At 54.2% G+C, this 15,394-nt stretch carries 12 protein-coding genes; 6 read left to right on the forward strand and 6 right to left on the reverse strand.

Going from position 1 to position 15,394, the window contains the following annotated elements; all coding sequences use genetic code 11:
* Positions 1-11: 11 nt before the first annotated feature.
* The 5 genes from glpK to GCD22_RS17705 are packed head-to-tail and all read left to right on the forward strand — an operon-like array spanning position 12 to position 6,182.
* The gene (glpK, locus tag GCD22_RS17685) at positions 12-1,361 is read left to right on the forward strand and encodes a glycerol kinase GlpK (protein ID WP_244947545.1); all 1,350 of its coding nucleotides are present in this window, start codon (positions 12-14) and stop codon (positions 1,359-1,361) included.
* A complete protein-coding gene (locus GCD22_RS17690; protein WP_153940889.1) occupies positions 1,274-2,203 on the forward strand; it encodes an MIP/aquaporin family protein in 930 nt (309 codons plus the stop codon). Before glpK ends, GCD22_RS17690 begins: the two co-directional genes overlap by 88 nt.
* A 16-nt stretch (positions 2,204-2,219) precedes the next feature.
* Positions 2,220-3,221: a dihydroxyacetone kinase subunit DhaK gene (dhaK, locus tag GCD22_RS17695; protein WP_065975439.1), complete on the forward strand. Its 1,002-nt coding sequence runs from the start codon at positions 2,220-2,222 to the stop codon at positions 3,219-3,221.
* A gap of 15 nt (positions 3,222-3,236) precedes the next feature.
* The gene (gene dhaL, locus GCD22_RS17700; RefSeq protein WP_065975444.1) at positions 3,237-3,836 is read left to right on the forward strand and encodes a dihydroxyacetone kinase subunit DhaL; all 600 of its coding nucleotides are present in this window, start codon (positions 3,237-3,239) and stop codon (positions 3,834-3,836) included.
* 6 nt (positions 3,837-3,842) lie between these two features.
* A complete protein-coding gene (locus tag GCD22_RS17705) occupies positions 3,843-6,182 on the forward strand; it encodes a phosphoenolpyruvate--protein phosphotransferase (protein WP_077273689.1) in 2,340 nt (779 codons plus the stop codon).
* On the opposite strand, the gene GCD22_RS17710 is transcribed toward GCD22_RS17705, so the two are convergent.
* From GCD22_RS17710 to GCD22_RS17720, 3 genes are all read right to left on the reverse strand, one after another.
* A complete protein-coding gene (locus GCD22_RS17710; protein WP_153940890.1) occupies positions 6,179-8,851 on the reverse strand; it encodes an EAL domain-containing protein in 2,673 nt (890 codons plus the stop codon). The genes GCD22_RS17705 and GCD22_RS17710 overlap by 4 nt on opposite strands.
* Positions 8,844-9,074, reverse strand: a complete 231-nt coding sequence (locus GCD22_RS17715; protein WP_010640965.1) for a hypothetical protein — start codon at positions 9,072-9,074, stop codon at positions 8,844-8,846. Before GCD22_RS17715 ends, GCD22_RS17710 begins: the two co-directional genes overlap by 8 nt.
* Before the next feature lie 214 nt (positions 9,075-9,288).
* Positions 9,289-10,059 carry a PilZ domain-containing protein gene (locus GCD22_RS17720; protein ID WP_024894321.1) on the reverse strand — a complete coding sequence of 257 codons (771 nt, stop codon included), beginning with the start codon at positions 10,057-10,059 and terminating at the stop codon, positions 9,289-9,291.
* Positions 10,060-10,307: 248 nt separating this feature from the next.
* Between GCD22_RS17720 and ettA the strand changes: the two genes are divergently transcribed.
* Positions 10,308-11,975, forward strand: coding sequence for an energy-dependent translational throttle protein EttA (ettA, locus tag GCD22_RS17725; protein WP_024894322.1), 1,668 nt, complete (start codon positions 10,308-10,310; stop codon positions 11,973-11,975).
* Positions 11,976-12,009: 34 nt separating this feature from the next.
* Here the strand turns inward: ettA and GCD22_RS17730 are convergent, their stop codons facing one another.
* From GCD22_RS17730 to GCD22_RS17740, 3 genes are read right to left on the reverse strand one after another with little or no spacing between them, the layout of a single operon-like run.
* Positions 12,010-13,464 (reverse strand): class I SAM-dependent DNA methyltransferase, encoded by a 1,455-nt coding sequence (locus GCD22_RS17730; protein WP_065974714.1) that lies wholly within the window; start codon positions 13,462-13,464, stop codon positions 12,010-12,012.
* The gene (locus GCD22_RS17735; protein WP_065974715.1) at positions 13,461-14,162 is read right to left on the reverse strand and encodes a hypothetical protein; all 702 of its coding nucleotides are present in this window, start codon (positions 14,160-14,162) and stop codon (positions 13,461-13,463) included. Before GCD22_RS17735 ends, GCD22_RS17730 begins: the two co-directional genes overlap by 4 nt.
* A complete protein-coding gene (locus GCD22_RS17740) occupies positions 14,155-15,342 on the reverse strand; it encodes an AAA family ATPase (RefSeq protein WP_024894325.1) in 1,188 nt (395 codons plus the stop codon). Before GCD22_RS17740 ends, GCD22_RS17735 begins: the two co-directional genes overlap by 8 nt.
* Between the last annotated feature and the right edge of the window lie 52 nt (positions 15,343-15,394).

Consider the following 15,394-nt stretch of genomic DNA (forward strand, 5'->3'; position numbering starts at 1 on the left):
AGGATATCAAAATGTCAAAATATGTAGGGGCCATTGATCAGGGGACAACCAGTACCCGTTTTATTGTTTTTGATAAACAAGCCAACATTGTTTCCATAGCGCAAAAAGAACATGAACAAATTTATCCCAAACCCGGCTGGGTAGAGCATAATCCGCTGGAGATTCTGACGAACAGCAACGAGGTCATCGGGGCCGCCCTCGCCAGGGCAAACCTCAGCGCCAGCGATCTGGCGGCGGTAGGCATCACCAATCAGCGGGAAACCACCGTACTCTGGGATCGTCATACCGGCAAACCCCTTTGTAACGCTCTGGTGTGGATGGATACCCGCACTGACCAACTGGTACAACGCTTTGCCCGGGATGGTGGACAGGGAAGATTTCGCAGCAAGACCGGACTGCCACTGGCCACCTATTTTTCCGGCCTGAAACTGCTGTGGATTCTGGAAAATGTGGAAGGAGCCCGACGCCAGGCCGAAAAGGGCGACGCGCTTTTCGGCAACATCAACACCTGGATGGCCTGGAATCTCACGGGTGGCCCTGACGGCGGCGTGCATGTTACGGATGTAAGTAACGCCAGCCGTACCATGCTGATGGATTTGCAAACATGTGCCTGGGACAAGGACATGCTGGATCAATTCCATATTCCCGAAGCCTGCCTTCCCAAAATCGTGCCATCTTCCGCGCCTTATGGAGAAATCAAGACCGCACCACTGCGCGGTACGCCCCTTGCCGGAATGCTCGGCGATCAACAGGCTGCTCTGGTAGGACAAACCTGCTTCGCTCCGGGAGAAGCTAAAAATACCTACGGAACCGGCTCTTTTCTGCTCATGAACACCGGCACCGAACCCGTACAGTCCAATGCCGGGCTTCTGACCACACTGGCTTACCAGTTTGGTGATGAAAAACCCCGCTACGCACTGGAAGGCGCCATCGCCATTACCGGAGCATTGGTGCAGTGGTTACGGGATAATCTTCACTTTTTTGATGTCGCCGGACAGATTGAGCCACTGGCGCGGAGCGTACCGGATAATGGCGATGTTTATGTGGTTCCGGCTTTTTCGGGCCTGTATGCCCCCTACTGGAAAGATGATGCGCGAGGAGTCATTGCCGGCCTGACCCGCTTTGCCAATAAAGCCCATATTGCCCGCGCAGCGCTGGAATCGACGGCCTATCAGGTGCGCGACGTGGTTGAAGCCATGGAAATTGACAGCGGCATTCCTCTCAGCAGCCTGCGCACGGATGGCGGCATGGTAGTGAATGAGTTACTCATGCAGTGTCTGTCTGGTCAGAAATGCTGGCAGAATTTGTGGGATGTTTTGTATTGCTGGCATTTGGAGCGGGCTGTGTGGCGGTTGCCGTAGTCGGTCTTACGGAATCCCACCGGACCATGGTTATTTTTCAGGGGGCAGGGGGCTGGATGGTCATCGTCTGGGGATGGGCTTTTGCCGTGGCCATGGCCGTTTATGTGGCAGGCGGGGTCTCCGGAGCGCACATCAATCCGGCAGTCACCCTGGCATTTGCCCTCAAGGGTAATTTCCCCTGGCGAAAAGTCATACCCTACTGGATAGCTCAGGTAGCGGGCTGTTTTGCTGGGGCTGCTATTGTCTACTACGATTATTTCCGGGCTATCAATGCCTGGAATTTGGCCAACCATGTCGTCTCCCGAGCGGATCCTGGGGGCCTGACCACATTCAGCATATTTGCGACGTTTCCTGCCGCGTATTACGGAAGCCATCTCGGTCTGATGCTGCTTGATCAGATCATCGCGACTTTTTTCCTGGTGCTTTTTGTTTTTGCCATCATCGACAACATGAACGTGGGACCAGGGTCCAACCTGGCGCCATTGATGATTGGCTTTGCCGTCGCAGCTATCGGCCTGTCATTTGGTGTAGGTACAGGCTATGCCATCAATCCCGCCCGTGATTTCGGACCCCGTCTGTTTTGCTGGCTGCAGGGCTGGGGACCCAACGCTTTTCCTGGACCCCATGGTTATTGGTGGGTGCCCATTGTGGGGCCTCTTATCGGTGCCGCCATTGCTGTCTATTTCTACGATTGGTGCATCAGCAGAACCCTCTGCGTGCGTGCCAGGCTGCTGAAAGAACGTCAGCCCCGTGTTGAACAGAAGGGCCTAGGTTTCAAGCTGGAAAAGCTTCAACAGGCTCTGGATGAAGTCAAAACTCAAATTGATGGTGCCGACAAATAAACCCGGGAGGTGTGTCATGAAACAATTGGTCAATGCTCCGGATCAGGTTGTCACGGAAGCTTTGCAGGGCATGGCCCTGGCTTATCCTGACCTGATCCGTGTCCATGAAAACCCGCATTACATTGTACGCGCCGATGCGCCCAAAAATGGTAAGGTCGCCCTGGTTTCCGGGGGTGGATCAGGACATGAGCCCATGCATGGCGGTTTTGTGGGTCTGGGTATGCTCGATGCCGCCTGTCCTGGCGCGGTATTCACCAGCCCAACCCCTGACCAGATTCAGGAAGCCTCTGCTGCTGTACATGCTGGCAAAGGCATTTTGCACATCGTCAAAAATTACACTGGTGATGTTCTGAACTTTCAGATGGCTGCGGAACTGCTGCAGAGCGATGGGATAGAGGTGCGCACCGTCATTATGGACGATGATGTGGCTGTTAAAGACTCTTTATATACAGCCGGAAGGCGCGGAGTCGGGGCCACGGTGCTTGCCGAAAAAATCTGTGGGGGCGCTGCCGAGGCCGGCGCCAGCCTGGATGAAGTCGCCGCATTGTGCAGTTCAGTCAATGCTTCTGCCCGTTCCATGGGTCTGGCTTTAGGCCCCTGTACCAACCCGGAAACGGGTCAAGCCAGCTTTACCTTGGGTGAAAACGAAATTGAATTTGGTATTGGTATTCATGGGGAGCCCGGGCGGCAGCGTATTCCACTGCAATCTGCAGATACTTTGACGGAAATGCTGATGATACCCATTCTCGAGGACTTACCTTTCAAAAAAGGCGATGAGATCCTGTTATTTGTCAACGGTCTCGGCGCTACTCCTTTGTTGGAACAGTATATTGTTTATCGCGCCGCTGAAACAGTTGCAAAAAAACACGGCCTCAAAGTGTCCAGGCGCCTAGTCGGTGCCTACATGACCAGCCTGGATATGGCTGGCATTTCCATCACCTTGTTGCGTCTTGACGAAACCATGCGTCAGTACTGGGACGCCCCGGTTCGCAGCCCGGCGCTGCGCTGGGGTTTATAAAGCAGGAGCCTCAATATGGAATATAGCCTCAATGCACTGAATCAGTGGATTGTCTGCGCAGAGCATCAATTCAAGACGCAACTTGCCGAGCTCAATGCGCTGGACGCAGCCATTGGTGACGGTGATCACGGCAGCAATCTTGCCCGTGGCTTTGCCAAGGTCGTCGAAAAGTTGCAGGCAGAGAAGCCAGCAACCCCCGCAGCTTTGTTGAAACTGGTAGGCATGACCCTGATCAGTTCCGTGGGGGGTGCGTCGGGGCCGCTGTATGGAACCTTTTTCCTCGAAGCCGCCAAAGTCGCCGGAGACCAGCTTCAACTGGACGATGCCGGGCTGGCTCTTTGTCTGCAGGCCGGACTGGCTGGCATCCAGAGACTCGGCAAGGCCGAACCGGGAGACAAAACCATGGTCGATGCCCTCAGTCCCGCCGTCAGCGCCCTGAACCACCAGGCCGGATTGGAAATGGCTGCACAAAAAGCCCGGGAAGGTCGGGATGCAACGATTCCCATGATCGCCCACAAAGGCCGGGCCAGCTATCTGGGCGAACGCGCCATCGGCCATGCCGACCCGGGAGCCACGTCTGCGAGCCTGCTTTTTGACTGTCTGGCAAAGCTCTAAGCCGCCATGAGCACTGCCGAATCCAGAATGAATACCGTCGGCCTTGTTCTGGTTTCGCACAGTCGTGCCCTGGCCATGGCCACAGAAACCCTCATTCGTCAGGTCACCGGTTCCAACGTACGGATGGCCATTGCAGCAGGGGCGGGTGATGAGGGAGCAGATCTGGGCACAGATGCTTTGCAGATTCTGGCCGCCATTGAATCGCTGGATGATCCCATGGGAACCCTGGTACTCATGGACATGGGTAGTGCGCTGTTGAGTACAGAAACCGCCTTGGGACTCCTGTCAGAACCGGTCAGGGCGCGGGTCCTGATGAGTAGCGGCCCCTTTGTGGAGGGCGCCATGGCCGCTGCCATGGCCGCCAGCGGCGGCGCCGCTCTGTCCGAGGTGCGTCAGGAAGCCGAAAACGGGCTGCGCATGAAACAACAACAATTGGCTCCCGATAACGCAACGGCCAAAGAAAATCCGCAAATACCAGCTGACTCGCCGGAACATCAGCTCAGTTTGTACTTGGCAGATCCCGCTGGCTTGCATCTGCGCCCGGCAGCCGCATTGGCAAAACTCGCCCTCGCCCGCAGCACGCCGAGCTTCATAGCAGCAGCAAAACACCCGGATAATCGGGTTTCCGCTTCCAGTCTGACCGCCATTCTGGGACTGGACCTGCGCCAGGGAGATGAAATTCATCTCCAGACTTCAGGGCCGGATGCCGATGCATTCCTGGACAGGGCAGCAGCCTGCCTGCAGGAAGATCAGCATCCTCCTGCAAAAATGCCAGTCCCTGTTGAAAATGAAGCCACAAAGCACTCTCAGGGGGCGGCTCCCGGCTTCGCCCAAGGACCCCTCATCATCCATGATGAGCTCCTGACGACAGTTCCCCGGTCCTATTGCGATGACTGTGCAGAAGCCCTTCACACATTTCTTGAGGCCGTCGCTGAAGTGCGGCGACAACTCAGCGATCACCCTATTTTGGAGGCTCAAAATGTGCTCTTGAGTGATCCTGCTCTGCTGAAAAAAACCACCACCCTGATCCAGAACGAGCATCTGGATGCCGCCTCTGCCTGGGCACAAAGTATTTCGCAGGCCGCTTCCCAAATCGACGCCCTCAGCGACCCCATACTCCGCGCCCGGTCTGCAGATTTACGGGATTTGGGTAATCGGGTTCTCCAGGCCTTGGGAGTGACCGCAGATTTGCAGCCCTGGCAGGGGCCACCCGCTATTTTATTGGTCAATGAACTACTTCCTTCCGTAGCCTTACGCTTCGACCCCGAACAGGTTCTTGGCGTGATAGATCGACATGGCAGCGCAAACTCGCATGCCGCCATTCTCTTGCGTGGCTCTGGTATTCCCTACGTCATCAACGCGGACCCCGTTATTTTTGCGAACACTCAATATGTAGCCATGGATGGAAAAACTGGCGAATTATGGCCCGACCCCGACGCCCGGATTCTCGAAACCTTGCATGATCGGGAACAAATGCATCAGGACCAGAATTCAGCGGGTTCTTACGGCCAAATCACCCTGAGCGATGGCAGCACGCTGGAGCTTTGGGCAAACGTGGCCAGCACTGCGGAAGCAGCTGCGGCCAGGCGCCTTGGTGCTACGGGTATTGGTTTGCTGCGTACCGAGTTCTTTTTTCTCGATCAGCAAACACTTCCAGATGAAGAAAGCCAGTGTCAGTTCCTGCGACAGGTCATGGCCCCCATGCAGGGTCTGCCTATTGTGGTGCGAGCGCTCGATGCCGGAGCGGATAAGCCATTGACCTTTATGGCCTTGGGTGCCGAAGCCAATCCCGCCCTCGGCAGACGAGGATTGCGCGCTCTGCTCGCGTATCCCGACATTTTTGCCCTGCAACTGCGGGCCATGCTGCGTGCCGGCCGGGATCACGATCTCCGTATCATGCTGCCTATGGTCACCAACCCTGAAGAATTACGCAGTGCCCGAATGATTCTGGAGCAGGCGCATCAGCAACTGGAGGCTGCAGGTCTGGCGCATCGCTGGCCCGTGCCGCTCGGGATCATGGCAGAAGTTCCGGCGGTCGCGCTGTGCATGAAGCAGTTCAATGGTCTGTCGGATTTTGTGTCCATTGGCAGTAATGATCTTACTCAATACACACTGGCCAGCGATCGCAGTAATGCATTACTTCAGACCTTGGGTAATGCCGCACACCCGGCGGTCCTTGAGTTATGCCGGAAAATGGTCCAGGACAGTCATGCCCCGGTTTCGATTTGCGGAGAAGCCGCCGGGGATCCACAAATTGCCCCTTTGCTGGTGGATTGCGGCATCCGCCGCTTGTCGATGGCGCCGCTGCGACTCAGTAACGTGTACAAGCGCGTCTCTGGCACTTAATGCTGAGTACCATGGCTACAACTCAACGCACTCTCTTCGTCATAGACCAGATTACGCAACTCCTTAATCATTTTGTTGTTTTCACATTCAAGAACGGAGCCCAGATAAAGAGCATTGGCTACATCTCCGTTATCCAGCGCCAGTTTTGCCTGGCGTGCCAGATGATGTATTTTTTCATGGCGCTGCAAAATCTGTAAAAACTCGGACTGTTCGCCAAAACGCAGAGATCCGTCCCCCTTAAGCCAGCGACCCAGATGGCATTTTTCTTCGGCATCCTGTTCCAATACATGTTGCGGGATGGATTTTTGCTCGCGCATGGCCAGCAGAAAATTCTCGGTCCGTTGTCCATGACCTTCCAGCAAAGTCGGCAAAATATCAATGGAAGCATGGCTGAGCACACTCAAATTCAGATTCTTGAACTGCCGCAACCAGAGGGGAATATCTTCTCCGGGCATGGGCTTGGCAAACAAATATCCCTGCAAGTGACCGCAACCCATTTTCGCCAATAATTTAGCATGGGCTTCTGTTTCCACCCCTTCCGCTATCACATCCAGACCCAACATACGACTGGCAGTAATAACGGCTGCTACAATAGCCAGGTCCTTGGGGTCGTTGATCATGTCGCGGACAAAGCTTTGATCCAGCTTGACGGACTGGGCGGGGAGCTGCTGAAGATAGGTCAATGAAGCGTTCCCCGTTCCAAAGTCATCCAGCGCCACCCGTACTCCCAGATCATTGCAGGCAGCCAGACGCTCCTGAGCATGCAGCAGATCGTTCAGTGGTGCCGATTCGGTAATTTCGATTTCGATCTGCTCAGCAGGTAAATCGGGATATTTTCGTAGAGCTTTTTCCAGATCGTCCAGGAAACGTGCATCCAGTAAATGATGGGCACTGATATTAACGGAAACGCGCAAGGCAAGTCCTTGTTGCTGCCAGATTTGCCCTTGCCGAAAGGCAGCATCCATCACAAAAATACCCACATCCCGGGCATAGCGATGATGATCCAGACCGGCCCAGAAAGCTGCGGGACCCAGCAAACCCCGTTCAGGATCAAGAATCCGAAGTAAAGACTCAACCCCCGATACGCCACCAAAACTGTTGACGATTGGCTGGTAATACAACAGCAACTGATGATTTTTAAGTCCCCTTTCGAGCAGCAGTCGCATATTGGCCGCATTTTGTGCGGCCTCATCCAGAGTCAGACTATACAGGCTGAGCTGATCCCCTCCCTGTTTTTTTGCCGCATATAATGCCATATCTGCATGCGCCAGAAGGGTTTCTACGGATACTTCATCCAGAGGATATAACGTCACGCCCAGACTGGCACTCACATGAATCCACTCGCCATCGATTTCCACGGGCGTACGCACGGTTTCCAAAATCCGGCCACAAATGAAGTCCAGGTCGTCTATGGAACTCAGCGACGGAAAAAGCAGCCCGAATTCGTCCCCTCCCAACCTTCCCAAGGTATCGCCAGAACGCAAACATTGCCGAATCCGCTGGGTGACAGAAAGCAGCAAACGATCACCGGCACCATGTCCAAAACGGTCATTAACCGGCTTGAAACCATCCAGATCCAGCAGCACCACCCCCAGTAAAGTCTCCTCTCGACTGGCCTGCCGGCGGGCGATTTCCAGGCGATCCATAAATAAAAGGCGGTTGGGTATCTGAGTCAAGGGATCCCGGAGCATGCGATTACGTAATTGCAAAACGATCTCGCCGAGATGGGCAAACGCCTCAAAATAATCTGACCCGATTCTGTTGAAATATCCTTTTGCCCGAGCGCCAATAAAACCTAAACCTTGCAAGTCACCCGACGAAAAGGGCAGAAACACCATCTCCTGAACGCGGGGTCGCAATTTCCGGATCCACTCCGGTGCTGCAGGATCATCACTTGAGTAAACCAGGACCTGGTTTTGTTGCAAGGCCTGCCAACAGGGATCTTCTGCAGAATAAGGGAGATAGGGCATGGACAAGCGCAAACCGGCCGAAGCTTCCAGAGTCAATAGATCATTGACTCTACTGGAGCACAGAAAATAGCCAGCCAGGGTGATATAACGACTTTTACGCGGCAAGCGCTCACATAACACCTGTAAAAGACTGGTGTTATCCGTATCTTTTTCAATACGGGTGCTTGCCAGGGTATCGAGCAATACATCAAAAACGGCGCTTCGCTTACCATCCGTTTCCCGCGCTGCCCGGGCGTAGCCGCTTAACTGACTCATCAAGTCACCCATCAGCAGGCTGATGAGAATTTGTCCCAGACGCGAATGGTGTTCGGTTGGGACGTGCTTTTCCAAAATCGGCTGCCAATGCCGCCAGTAGATGGTGTAGCCACCGGCCAGCCAGGCAGGATCAATGCCTAAATGGTGATGCTTGGCACCCAGTTGCTGCATGGCAATCTGCCAGGATGGGTTCAGTTGGTTGTTCAGAAGACCATATCCATGCTCTGCCTGACGCTGAACCAGGGCTTCAATTTGTGCTTCTGAAAAGTTTCTGAAAGCTGCGGCGGTAGCCGGATGTGAAAACAGATAGTTATAAAAATCCCGGGCCAGCTGTTCTGCACTTTGGGCAAATAAACCCCAATACTGGTCTAGTAAAGTGAAATCTTCACTATCCAGTCCCAAAAAACTGACCAGACTATCTGGCCTTTTAAGGGAGCTATTCATCGCTGCAAAAAGCCGTACAACTCCCCTGTTTAGACAGAACCGCATCCAGCACCAGGCTTTCCAGTGTTTCCGTCGGGCTTACCCCATAGAAAACACTCAGCTCCTTGAGCATTACCCATGCCCACTCTGAGAGTGCCACTTGTTTTATTACCGCCGCTTTTTGCCCGATCTGATCATTATCAGGTTTTATAGTAGACATAAATTTTACTTCAACCTCACTCATTTATTCTGATGACTATTATATTTTCTCCAGAAAACCAGCCTGGACTTGTAACGAAAATGATACAACTTCTGGGAGGGAAGAGCAAATAGAGAACCAAGGTTTTTCTTATGTATCAAAAATGTAACGATAAGTAACAGCGACACATAATATCATTATTTTCTTAATAAGATATTTAAAGAATTCTCAGAAAATATTAAGCCCTCAAAATTTTTTATTAAAAAATGCGTGTGTTTCTGGAATATTCCGGTCGCTTCTGAATTTCCTCGGCCTTTTTACATAAATACAAGTGCTCGGCACGTTTTTTTTGATCGCGGGTGAGAGACATCCGGATTCCGACCAAACATTGACCTGCTGGAGCCCCTTCTTCTTGAACGCGAACAACTGTAACCACCGTTTCACAGGTTCCGCAGTCCGCAATGGTAAACTCAGCAAGCACATTATCACCGGGCTTGTATGAATCTCTGGGCGCATAAAAGCTGGCACCGCTGGGACTGAAATCGTGCAGTTGTCCCACCATCTCAGCACCACCCGCCTTGCGTAAGGTAATAGCGCCTTCCAGTCGTACCCGTTTGGCTCTGCGCGAGGCTCTGCGGTAGATCATACGCGGCACATCAAAATAATAGCGACCTTCAAACAAGTATTTCAGATCCGAAAAAAACATAAAAATAAAGTCACCCAATTCAACAAAAATCAGGGCTTTCTTATAGTCTTCCCGAGCCAGGACACCCTTCAAGCGGAAAAGCAGACTCTCCGATTCACAGCCATCAAAATAAAAGTGTGCGCCAGAATCATTACTGTCAGCCGAAAAAATTACGGCGTCTCCCAGCCCCTCCGCAGACCGCTCAGAACAGAGCATCGCCGGAATATTTTCAAAGACAGCTTCACCAAACTCCTCCACTAGAGTTTGCTGATATTCTGCAATACTGAGCCCGCTTCTCAGCGGCAGCATCATACCCAACTCCGTATCGTCAGAAGTCAGTCCCATATACCCTCCAGAAACAAATGGATAGGCCCCATGATCCGGATGAGCAAACACCAGGGCAATCCAGAAAAATCCAATGAAAATTTACGCTTAAAAATTCTAGACACTTTCTTATCAAAAATGTTACACCTAATGTCATAAAGGAACAAACACCCCGGCTAAAGCAACCTGTCTGGGGGTGTCCACAAGTTCCCTGGTCTGCGCTACACTGCCCCGCAATCAACCCACCACGCTCCCGGATGGAACCCGCCATGGCCCAATATGTATTTACCATGAATCACCTGAGTAAAACCGTACCGCCCAAGCGTGCGCTGCTCAAAGACATCTCTCTGTCTTTTTTCCCCGGAGCGAAAATCGGGGTTTTGGGGCTGAATGGCTCGGGGAAATCCACCTTGATGAAAATCATGGCCGGCGTGGATCGGGAGTTTGAGGGCGAAGCCCTGCCCATGCCGGACCTGAAAATTGGCTATCTGCCTCAGGAGCCCGATGTCGATCCCAACAAGACCGTGCGTCAGGTGGTGGAGGAAGGACTCGGCGAAATCATCGATGCGCAGCAACAGCTCGAAGCTGTCTATGCCGCTTATGCCGAACCGGACGCCGATTTTGATGCCCTGGCCGCCGAGCAGGGACGACTGGAAGCCATTGTCGCCGCCAGTGACGGGCACCAGGCAGAACTGCAGATGGAAGTAGCCGCTGATGCTTTGCGCCTGGCCCCCTGGGATGCGTTGGTGGGCCCGCTTTCCGGTGGGGAAAAGCGCCGTATTGCCCTGTGCCGCCTGCTGATCAGCCGTCCCGACATGCTTCTCCTCGACGAGCCCACCAACCATCTGGATGCCGAGTCAGTCGATTGGCTGGAACAGTATCTGCAGCGCTTCAGCGGGACAGTGGTGGCGGTCACCCATGACCGCTATTTCCTGGACAACGCTGCCGAATGGATTCTGGAGCTGGATCGCGGCCGTGGCTTTCCCTATAAAGGTAATTACTCAGCCTGGCTGGAGCAGAAAGAAAAACGTCTGGAACAGGAAGCACGCAGCGAAGCTTCGCGCCTCAAAGCCATGCAACAGGAACTGGAATGGGTCCGTCAGAATGCCAAGGGCCGGCAAAGCAAGAGCAAGGCGCGTCTGGCCCGCTTTGAAGAACTCAGCTCCTACGAATACCAGACGCGCAATGAAACTTCGGAAATTTTCATTCCCGTTGCCGAGCGACTGGGTAATGAAGTCATTGAATTCAAGGAGGTCAGCAAAGGCTTCGGCGACAAGCTCCTGTTTGAGAATCTCAGCTTCAAGATTCCTCCGGGGGCCATCGTCGGCGTGATTGGTCCGAACGGCGCCGGCAAGTCCACTTTTTTCCGGATGATCATCGGTCAGGAGCAGGCTGACAGCGGTGAAGTAAGCATCGGCGCTACCGTCAAACTGGCCTACGTGGATCAGTCCCGCGATGCCCTGGCAGCCAAAAACAATGTCTGGGAAGAAATTTCGGGAGGCCTGGATATTCTCACCGTTGGTAAATTCGAGATCCAGTCCCGCGCCTATTGTGGTCGCTTCAATTTCAAGGGGAACGACCAGCAGAAACTGGTGGGCCAGTTGTCGGGTGGGGAGCGCGGTCGCCTGCATCTTGCGAAAACGCTGATTGCCGGTGGTAACGTGCTGCTGCTGGACGAACCGTCTAATGATCTGGATGTGGAAACCTTGCGGGCCCTGGAAGATGCCCTGCTGGAATTTGCCGGTAGCGTCCTGGTCATTTCTCATGATCGCTGGTTTCTGGATCGAATCGCCACCCATATCATCGCCTTTGAGGGCGATGGTCATGTCGAATTTTTTGCCGGCAACTACCATGAATACGAAGCCGACAAAAAGCGTCGCCTGGGTGAAGAGGGGGCCAAACCCCATCGCTTGCGCTTCAAGCCGATTGTTCGCTGAATGGCAGGCTAGACCCAAAGCGCATACAAGCTTCTCAGCGAAGTTTGAGGGCCACATCCCGGAACGAAGCCAATGCGGCTTCCAGATGGTCGATGATCTCCTGCTGCAATACATCCGGCGGTGGCAGTTCGGCCAGGTCGTCCAGGCTGTCGTCCTTCAACCAGAAGATGTCCAGGCTAGCCTTGTCGCGGGCCATCAACTCGTCGTAGCTGAAAAATCTGAACCGCTCTGTGGCAACTCGCTCATGGCGGTTTTCTGGATGGTAGCAAGTGATGAAATCCTGCAAATCTTCCAGCTTCAAGGTGCGGGTTTTCAGGGTGAAATGCTTGTTGGTGCGCAGGTCGTAGAACCACACGCCCTGGGTATGCACCTTGCCGTCCTTGGGTTTGGCGTCGAAAAACACCACGTTGGCCTTCACGCCCTGCGCGTAGAAAATGCCCGTCGGCAGGCGCAGGATGGTGTGTACATCGCAGGTTTCCAGCAGCTTCTTGCGGATTTTTTCGCCCGCGCCGCCCTCGAACAACACATTGTCAGGCAGCACCACGGCGGCCTTGCCGTCCAGCTTCAACATGCTGACGATGTGCTGCAAAAAATTGAGCTGCTTGTTCGAGGTGGTTTCCCAGAAGTCCTGGCGCTCGTAGGTCAGCGCGTCGCGGTCCTCCTCGCCATCCTCGTTGGTGATGGTCATGCTGCTCTTCTTGCCGAAGGGCGGATTGGCCAGCACATAGTCCACCGTGCGCCTGGGCTCGGAAATCAGCGCATCCGAACGCTCCACCAGCGGCTCGCCATCCAGCTCGCCAATGCTGTGCAAGAACAGATTCATCAGGCACATGCGGCGCGTATTGGGCACGATCTCGTTGCCGTGAAAGGTCTGGTCGCGCAGAAACTCTTTTTGCGCCTTGTTCAGTTGCGCGCCCGGGCGCGTCAGCCAGTTGTAGGCACCCAGAAAAAAACCGCCGGTGCCACAGGCCGGGTCGGCAATGGTCTTCATCGGCTCGGGGCGCACGCAGGTCACCATCGCCTCGATCAGCGCGCGCGGCGTGAAATACTGCCCCGCGCCGCTTTTGGTGTCTTCCGCATTCTTTTGCAGCAGCCCTTCGTACAGGTCGCCCTTGGTGTCGGTGTCCAGGCTGATCCAGTTTTCCGCGTCGATCATCTGCACCAGGCGTGACAGCTTGGCCGGGTCCTGAATCTTGTTTTGCGCCTTGAAAAAGATCGCACCCAACATACCCGGCTCCAGCCCCAGCTTGTGCAGGGTGGCGAGGTAATGCGCCTCCAGCGGCTCACCCGTCTTGCCGCGCAGGCTGGCCCAGTCGAACCCCGGCGGAATCTGCGTGTCGCGGTTATAAGGCTCTTGCGCGTACTCGTGCGCCAGCTTCAGGAACAGCAGGTAGGTGAGCTGTTCGAGGTAATCGCCATAGCCCACCCCGTCATCGCGCAGGGTGTGGCAGAAGTTCCAGACTTTCTGGACAAGTGTGGAGGTGTTCATGGTAGAAAGGCCTGTGCAATAGACTGGACTCGTTGATCAAACAACGCAGCTTGCGAGCAATGGGATATAACTTGTGTCCACTGCGCTGTTACTACTCCAGCCAGCTTTCTGTATTGGCGAACACTCTTGCGAATTCTCTGCCCACTGGGTAACTGGGCAAGCTGAGTTTCAAGATGCAGATTGCAATCCAGTCCAGTCAGCAACGCGTGATTCGCCGGAAGTGTAGCTGCAGCAAGCCAAGCTTCAGTAGCTTTCGAGGGAATGCAAAACAAGCTCTTCGACCCAGTCGCTGAAATGCCCAGCCAACTCCGCAACACAGCCTCCAGTGCAAGCACAGTATCTGAGGGTGGTGGACAAGGCTGAGCGCAGGGCAATGGTTGAAGCGCGAGTGCCGCCTGCACAACGGCATCTCCACAATCCGCATAGCTTTTGTCGGCCACATCTGCATCCAAATGCACCATCACGAGATCAAAATTGCTCAGGGTTGGGTCAGATTCGATGTGTGCCGCACCGCGCTGGCGAAACTCTTGACACCATTTGAAAACGCCGCACCAGCCACCGCCCATTTCTGGCCTTGTTGGTTCCGGCTGTAACTGATTGAGCACAAAGGGGCGTTGCAAAATGGCTTTTAGCGCCGCCTCAATCACGATGAAGTCGGTTGATCCTTCCGCCACCAGCGCAATTCGGGGATCAGACATTCGGCATGGCCCCCAAATTACCCATCAGCCACAATCGTGATAAAGGATATTGCTCATTCATCGCCCGCAATTCGGCACTGATTTCAATTCGGCGCACGACCGTGTACCCCTCACTGTTGCGCTCCACTGCAAACAATCTGATTTCGGAGTCAGTCAAATCCAAACCGTCGAGCACGGCTGGATTGTGCGCGGTGAACAACAATTGCCTCTGCGCATCGCCTCGCGCCAACCAACCGGAAAGCTTGGCCGTCAAACGCCCAACCAGCCGGGGGTTCAATGCCTGATCCAGATTATCGATAGCAAACAATTTGGGGGCATGGGGCGACAGGCACAGAATGGCGCAGAACAACACATATAGCGCCCCCTCACTCGCATCATAAGCCGTCAAAGTATTGCGACTTTTGCGCATGAATCGGTCGGTGAACTTCAGCACCTCCTTGGTGCGTGCCACAGAGGGCGACAAGAGTGATCCGGCAGATGAAGTGGTTTGAATATCGGCGACCCAATCCACCAGCTCGAAGACGCTATCCAATAACTCATCGTCACTGTCGAGCACCGACTTACGAAACTCGGCAAATCCCTCGGCCAAGCGTCCGCCCGCCAGTCCCACTGGATTGCGCGATTGCGGATCGCTCACCATCGCCCGCAAGGTCGGCGTATTAGGCGAGTAAATTGAGAAGTTCTGCAGCCGCTGCATCAATTCGGCAGCTGGACTGTCGGTCGGCACCTCCACCAGTTTCAACGCAGCTAATCCTGCTGTGGGCGTCAGGTTGCGCCTGTTACGCACGCCATCGGAGACAATTTCATCATTCCCGCTGGTCAGTCGCTCAGTTTTGAACGACCAAGCGGGCTCCGGATTATCCAGCGGGTTCAGCAGCGACACCCGATAGCTGGCCGTATTGGCGTTGCTACCACTTTCCGCACTCAAACCGATATGCACCGGGACGCTCGCCGATTCAAATGAAGTCTTGTAGAGCCGGGGTACACCTGGGCGAACACCGCGACGCAGCAGGGATTCATCGTCCACTTTGCCGCTAGCGGCTGCGCCGAGCACACCAATTGCCTCCAGGATATTACTTTTCCCCACCCCATTGGCACCGATAAAACAGTTCACCCGCCCCAGTTCTATGGTTTGCGACACGATGGATTTGAAACCATCAATCTGAACGCTGCGGATCATAGAATTCCCCCGAATGGCAGCTGAGTCTTTGTTGTGTAAAAAATATACCCAT

The organism is Acidithiobacillus thiooxidans ATCC 19377, from assembly GCF_009662475.1.
Lineage (GTDB): Bacteria > Pseudomonadota > Gammaproteobacteria > Acidithiobacillales > Acidithiobacillaceae > Acidithiobacillus > Acidithiobacillus thiooxidans.

What these genes read in the sequence shown, in the direction of transcription:
- dhaK (WP_065975439.1), top strand. Translation starts at nt 2,220, where the DNA reads ATGAAACAATTGGTCAATGCTCCGGATCAGGTTGTCACGGAAGCTTTG.
- glpK (WP_244947545.1), top strand. Translation starts at nt 12, where the DNA reads ATGTCAAAATATGTAGGGGCCATTGATCAGGGGACAACCAGTACCCGT.
- GCD22_RS17730 (WP_065974714.1), bottom strand. Translation starts at nt 13,464, where the DNA reads ATGAACACCTCCACACTTGTCCAGAAAGTCTGGAACTTCTGCCACACC.
- GCD22_RS17720 (WP_024894321.1), bottom strand. Translation starts at nt 10,059, where the DNA reads ATGGGACTGACTTCTGACGATACGGAGTTGGGTATGATGCTGCCGCTG.
- dhaL (WP_065975444.1), top strand. Translation starts at nt 3,237, where the DNA reads ATGGAATATAGCCTCAATGCACTGAATCAGTGGATTGTCTGCGCAGAG.
- GCD22_RS17715 (WP_010640965.1), bottom strand. Translation starts at nt 9,074, where the DNA reads ATGAGTGAGGTTGAAGTAAAATTTATGTCTACTATAAAACCTGATAAT.
- ettA (WP_024894322.1), top strand. Translation starts at nt 10,308, where the DNA reads ATGGCCCAATATGTATTTACCATGAATCACCTGAGTAAAACCGTACCG.
- GCD22_RS17705 (WP_077273689.1), top strand. Translation starts at nt 3,843, where the DNA reads ATGAGCACTGCCGAATCCAGAATGAATACCGTCGGCCTTGTTCTGGTT.
- GCD22_RS17735 (WP_065974715.1), bottom strand. Translation starts at nt 14,162, where the DNA reads ATGTCTGATCCCCGAATTGCGCTGGTGGCGGAAGGATCAACCGACTTC.
- GCD22_RS17740 (WP_024894325.1), bottom strand. Translation starts at nt 15,342, where the DNA reads ATGATCCGCAGCGTTCAGATTGATGGTTTCAAATCCATCGTGTCGCAA.
- GCD22_RS17710 (WP_153940890.1), bottom strand. Translation starts at nt 8,851, where the DNA reads ATGAATAGCTCCCTTAAAAGGCCAGATAGTCTGGTCAGTTTTTTGGGA.